The 6,044-nt window shown below is 70.7% G+C and carries 4 protein-coding genes; 2 read left to right on the top strand and 2 right to left on the bottom strand.

Annotation, left to right across the window (positions count from 1 at the left end):
- Window positions 1–52 precede the first annotated feature (52 nt).
- On the bottom strand, window positions 53–988 hold the full coding sequence (locus AB0J52_RS23535; RefSeq protein ID WP_500184168.1) for an ATP-binding protein: 936 nt from the start codon (window positions 986–988) through the stop codon (window positions 53–55).
- Window positions 989–1,213: 225 nt separating this feature from the next.
- Here AB0J52_RS23535 and nicT point away from each other — a divergent pair, with 225 nt between their 5' ends.
- Window positions 1,214–2,338: a Nickel transporter NicT gene (gene nicT / locus AB0J52_RS23530; RefSeq protein WP_500184167.1), complete on the top strand. Its 1,125-nt coding sequence runs from the start codon at window positions 1,214–1,216 to the stop codon at window positions 2,336–2,338.
- A 119-nt stretch (window positions 2,339–2,457) separates the two neighbouring features.
- On the opposite strand, the gene AB0J52_RS23525 is transcribed toward nicT, so the two are convergent.
- Window positions 2,458–3,060, bottom strand: coding sequence for a mycothiol-dependent nitroreductase Rv2466c family protein (locus AB0J52_RS23525; RefSeq protein WP_500184164.1), 603 nt, complete (start codon window positions 3,058–3,060; stop codon window positions 2,458–2,460).
- Window positions 3,061–3,396: 336 nt separating this feature from the next.
- Between AB0J52_RS23525 and pepN the strand changes: the two genes are divergently transcribed.
- Window positions 3,397–5,931: an aminopeptidase N gene (gene pepN / locus AB0J52_RS23520; RefSeq protein ID WP_500184162.1), complete on the top strand. Its 2,535-nt coding sequence runs from the start codon at window positions 3,397–3,399 to the stop codon at window positions 5,929–5,931.
- The last annotated feature ends 113 nt before the right edge of the window (window positions 5,932–6,044 follow it).

Here is a 6,044-nt window from a genome sequence, read left to right as displayed (position 1 = left end):
GCGACGCCCCCCGGGGGGTGGGGTGGCGTGGTCAGGGGTGGGGGTGGACTCTTCAGGTCGGGTAGCGGAAGTCGGGGTCGATCTGGCGCTCCAGTTCGGCGACCGCCGCCGCGTCGGTGCGGCTGCGGGCGTTTCTGAGGTGGAACTCGACGGCCTGGCGGCGGTACCTCACCCAGTCCTTGCGGCGGGCGTCGACGGCGGCGAGCATCCAGTCGAGGGCGGCCTCGTTCGCCGACTCCAGCTCGACGCCCTGCCGGCCCTGCTCCAGGGCGCGGACGGACGCCGACTGGCTGACCCAGGTGAGCAGGTCGTCGCCCACCTGCTCGCGCAGGTAGGCGATGTCGGCGTCACCCTGGATCTTGTTGCCGACGACGGTGATGGCGACGTCGTGGTCGGCGGCGTACTCCTTGTACTGCCGGTAGACGGCGACGCCCTTGCGGGTGGGCTCGGCCACCAGGAACATCAGGTCGAAGCGGGTGAACAGGCCGGACGCGAAGGTGTCGGCGCCCGCCGTCATGTCCACGACGACGTACTCGCCGGGGCCGTCCACCAGGTGGTTCAGGTAGAGCTCGACCGCGCCGGTCTTGGAGTGGTAGCAGGAGACGCCGAGGTCGTCGTCGTTGAAAGGACCGGTGACCAGCAGGGTCGCGCCGTCCACCTGCTCGCCGAGCGCGTGCACCGGGTCGTTCCCGCCGACCGTGAGCAGCCGCGAGCCGGAGCCGGGCGGGGTGGTCTTGACCATCGCGGACGGCGAGGAGATCCGCCAGTTCCGGCCGCGCAGATGGGTCCTGATCTCCGGGAGGCGGTCGCCCAGCGCCGGGATCTTGGCGGCCCGCTCCTCGTCCAGGCCGAGCGCGACCCCGAGGTGCTGGTTGATGTCGGCGTCCACCGCGACGACGGGCAGGTCCTTCGCGGTGAGGTGCCGGATGAACAGCGCGGACAGCGTCGTCTTGCCGCTGCCGCCCTTGCCGACGAAAGCTACCTTCACGTATGCCCCCGAAACGGATATGAAAACCGTTGCCACGTCCAGGAGGGCCGAGTCTGCTCCAGCGGAGATCGCGAGGCAAGCAGAATCCCCGGTGAAGTCCCAGGTCGCGGCGCCGGCGGCGGCCCGCGTCCGGGAAGGAGGGAATGATCCCCGCGCGGGTATTGCAACTTTCTTGCAACTGCGTAAATTTGGTCAGAGCAGTACATACGCGAGAGAGGGCGGCGGATGAGCGAGAGCGGCACGGGAGTGCGGCGCTCCCTGGGCGCGGGCGAGTGGGGCCGGCTCGGGGGGATGGCGGCGTTCATCCTCGCGCTGCACGTCGTCGGCTGGGGCATCCTGCTCCTGCTGGTCCTGCCCGGCCACTACCGCCTCGGGGACGGCAAGCTGTTCGGCATCGGCGTGGGGCTCACCGCCTACACGCTCGGCATGCGGCACGCCTTCGACGCCGACCACCTCGCGGCCATCGACAACACGACCCGGAAGATGATGAACGAGGGCAAGCGCCCGGTGTCCATCGGCTTCTGGTTCTCGCTCGGGCACTCCTCGGTGGTGTTCGTCTCGTGCGTCCTGCTCGGGCTCGGCGTGAAGGCCCTGGCCAACGGGATCTCCGACGAGCAGTCCGGCCTGCACAAGATCACCGGGACGATCGGCCCGACCGTCTCCGGCACCTTCCTGGCCGCGATCGCGACCATCAACCTGGTGATCCTGGTCGGGATCATCAAGGTGTTCCGCAGGATGAAGGCCGGGGAGTACGACGAGGCGGCACTGGAGGACCAGCTCAACAACCGCGGCTTCATGAACCGGATCCTCGGCCGGTTCACCCGGCTGATCACCAGGCCGTGGCAGATGTACCCGCTGGGGTTCCTGTTCGGCCTGGGCTTCGACACCGCCTCGGAGATCGCGCTGCTCGCGCTCGCCGGCAGCGCGGCGGCGGGCGCCGGACTGCCCTGGTACGCGGCACTGTGCCTGCCGATCATCTTCGCCGCGGGCATGTCCCTGTGGGACACCATCGACGGCACGTTCATGAACTTCGCCTACGGCTGGGCGTTCTCCAACCCCGTCCGCAAGGTCTTCTACAACATCACGCTGACCGGCGTCTCGGTCGTGTTCGCGTTCGTCATCGGCGGCACCGAGCTGCTCCAGGTCCTGCAGGACCGCGCCGGGCTCACCGGCGGGTTCTGGGACTGGATCGGCGCCCTCGACCTGAACATCGCCGGGTTCGTCGTCACCGGCCTGCTGCTCGTCCTGTGGGCGGGCGCGCTGCTCTACTGGAAGCTCGGACGGGTGGAGGAGCGCTGGTCCGCGGGGCTCGCCGAGGGAACCGACGAGCCCGCGCAGACCCCCGCCTGACCGGGCGCCGGCCTCCGCCTGACCGGGTGCCGGCCTCCGCCTGAGCAGGTGCCGGCCTCCGGCGGCTCCGGCGGGGCCGCCGCGCACCGCGGCTCAGTCGAGGACGCCGCGCCCCGGGCTCAGTCGAAGATGGGGTCGCGGGTGCGGGTCCGCTTGAGCTCGTAGAAACCGTCCACCGACGCCACCGCCACGACGCCGTCGAACAGCTTCAGCGCCTGCTCGCCGCGCGGGATCGGGGTGACGACCGGGCCGAAGAAGGCGTGCCCCTCGATCTCGATGACCGGCGTGCCGACCTCCTGGCCGACGCGGTCGATGCCGTCCTTGTGGGACGCGCGGACGGCCGGGTCGAGGGAGGTGTCCTCGGCGGCCGCGGCCAGCTCCGGGTCCAGGCCGGCGGCGGTCAGCGCCTCGCGGAACAGCTCCTCGCTCCACTCGCGGCCCTCGTTGTGGCGGCGCGTGCCGAGCTCGGTGTAGAGGCGTCCGAGCGCCTCGGGGCCGGCCTTCTGCTCGACGGCGATGGCGATCCGCACCGGGCCCCAGCCGCGGTCGATCATCTCCTTGTACTTCTGCGGGACGTCCTTGTCCTCGTTCAGGACCGACAGGCTCATCACGTGCCAGTGGACGTCCAGGTCGCGGTGCTCCGCCACCTCGTGGATCCACCGCGACGTGATCCACGCCCACGGGCACAGCGGGTCGAACCAGAAGTCCACACGCTGGGACATCGTCAGCCTCCTCAGCCAGGTCGAAAAGTCGTAAGCGGCAACCCGGGCCCGTCCCTCCGCATTCCCCCCGGGACGGACGCGCGGCCGCGCGGCGACCAGCGTACGACCGGGCCACGCCCCTCCCTCCGGCCGGACCGTGCCGAACCTCTGGCCTGACCATGCCGAACGCCGTCACGGAACGTCCGCCGGACGCCCACGGAACGTGCCGCTGGCGGAAGAACGACGCGCCGCGCGCGGACACGGGACGGTGCCGCCGACGCCGTGGAGGCCCGCGCATTGGTAGACATGGGGGGACAGGGTTCTTTGACGACGTTCTTTGACCACGAGGGAGTACACGTGGCAGGCAACCTCACGCGCGACGAGGCGCGGGAACGGGCGCGGCTGCTCACCGTCGAGTCGTACGAGGTGGAGCTCGACCTGACGACCGGCGCGGAGCGGTTCGGGTCCACCACCGTGATCCGGTTCGGCTGCGCCGAGCCGGGCGCCTCGACCTTCGTCGACCTGCACGGCGGGGTCGTGCACGAGGTGACGCTGAACGGCCGGGCGCTCGACCCGGCCTCCTACGACGCGGAGAAGGGCCGCATCCCGCTGCCGGACCTCGCCGCCGGCAACGAGCTCAAGGTCGTGGCGGACGCGACGTACTCCCGCTCCGGCGAGGGCCTGCACCGCTTCGTCGACCCGGTCGACCAGTCCGTCTACCTCTACACGCAGTTCGAGACGGCCGACGCGCACCGGATGTTCACCTGCTTCGACCAGCCGGACCTCAAGGCCGAGCACGAGTTCACGGTCATCGCCCCCGAGGACTGGGAGGTCGTGTCCAACGAGGCCCCCGAGAAGGTCGAGGGCAGGGTCCGGCGCTTCGCGCGCACGCCGCGCATCTCCACCTACATCACGGCGCTGGTCGCCGGGCCGTACCACGTCGTCCGCGACGAGTACCGCCGCGCGGACGGCTCGGTGATCCCGCTCGGCGTGTTCTGCCGCGCGTCGCTCGGCGAGCACCTGGACGCCGACGCCATCGTGGACGTGACCCGGCAGGGCTTCGCGTTCTTCGAGGAGGTCTTCGGCCGCCCCTACCCGTTCAACAAGTACGACCAGCTGTTCGTGCCGGAGTTCAACGCGGGCGCGATGGAGAACGCGGGCTGCGTCACCTTCCTGGAGGACTACGTCTTCCGGTCGCGGGTCACCGACGCCGCCTACGAGCGCCGCGCCGAGACGATCCTGCACGAGATGGCGCACATGTGGTTCGGCGACCTGGTCACCATGCGCTGGTGGGACGACCTGTGGCTGAACGAGTCGTTCGCGACGTTCATGAGCGTGCTGTGCCAGGCCGAGGCGACCAAGTGGAAGGGCGCCTGGACGACGTTCGCGAACCTGGAGAAGGCGTGGGCGTACCGGCAGGACCAGCTGCCGTCCACGCACCCGATCTCGGCCGACATCCCCGACATCCGCGCGGTGGAGGTCAACTTCGACGGGATCACCTACGCCAAGGGCGCGAGCGTCCTGAAGCAGCTGGTGGCCTACGTCGGGCGGGACAACTTCCTCGAGGGCGTCCGGCACTACTTCGACCGGCACGCGTGGGGCAACACCGTCCTCACCGACCTGCTGGGCGCGCTGGAGCAGACGTCCGGGCGCGAGCTCACCTCCTGGTCGAAGGAGTGGCTGGAGACCGCGGGCGTCAACACCATGCGCCCGGAGTACGAGCTCGACGCGGACGGGAACTTCACCTCGTTCGCCGTCCTGCAGGAGGCCAAGGCCGACTACCCGACGCTGCGCTCGCACCGCCTCGCGATCGGCCTGTACGACCGGACGCCGGACGGCATCGTCCGCCGCCGCCGGGTGGAGCTGGACGTCGTCGGGGCGCGCACCGAGGTGCCCGAGCTCGTCGGCGACAAGCGCCCGGACCTCATCCTGGTGAACGACGACGACCTGACCTACACCAAGGTCCGGCTCGACGACCACTCGCTGAAGACGCTGGTCGAGGGCATCGGCGACATCAAGGACGGCCTGCCGCGCGCCCTGTGCTGGTCGGCCGCGTGGGACATGACCCGCGACGCCGAGATGGCCACCCGCGACTACGTCCGGCTCGTAGTGTCCGGGATCCGCGGCGTCACCGACATCATGGTCACCCAGACCCTGCTGCGGCAGGCGCGCACGGCCCTCCAGCAGTACGCGGACCCGGCGTGGCGTCCCGAGGGCCTGCGGCTGCTCGCCGACGCCCTCTACGACCTCGCCCGCGAGGCCGCGCCGGGCTCGGACTTCCAGCTCGCCTACGTCCAGGCGTTCACCGGGGTCGCGACCTCGGACGAGCACCTGGCGTACGTCCGGGGCCTGCTCGACGGCACCGAGGTCCTCGACGGCCTCACCGTCGACACCGAGCTGCGCTGGACGCTGCTGCGCCGCCTGGTCGTCACCGGGAAGGCGGGCCAGGCCGAGCTGGACGCCGAGCTGAAGCGCGACCCGACCGCGGCGGGCGAGCGGCACGCCGCCGCCGGCGCCGCCGCGATCCCGACCGCCGAGGCCAAGGCCGCCGCGTGGGAGAAGATCACGTCCGGGACCCTCCCGAACGCCGTCTTCCGCGCCACCATCGGCGGCTTCGTCGAGCCCGACCAGGCCGAGCTGCTGCTCCCCTACGTGGAGAAGTACTTCGCCGAGGTCGGCCGGATCTGGAAGGAGTGGTCGAGCGACACGTCCCAGACGTTCGCGGAGGTCGGCTACCCCTTCCTGGTGATCGACCAGTCCACGGTCGACCGCACCGAGGCGTACATCGCGGCGGAGAACCCGCCGTCCGCCCTCGTCCGCCTCCTGTCCGAGGGCCGCGACGGCGTCACCCGCGCCCTCAAGGCCCGAGCCAAGGACGCCGCCACCTCCTGACCCACCGCACCGGAAAGGGGGCCCCGCCCCCCCCCCGCGGCCCGGGCGCCGGGGGGGAGGGGAAGACACCACGACCGACACCCAGGAAAAAAAAAACAAAATCCGTTTGGTGG

The sequence above is a fragment of the Spirillospora sp. NPDC049652 genome, assembly GCF_040675125.1.
Taxonomy (GTDB): Bacteria; Actinomycetota; Actinomycetes; order Streptosporangiales; family Streptosporangiaceae; genus Spirillospora.
The sequence above is the reverse complement of the archived record's forward strand: the minus strand, read 5'-3'. Positions and strand labels throughout refer to the sequence as shown.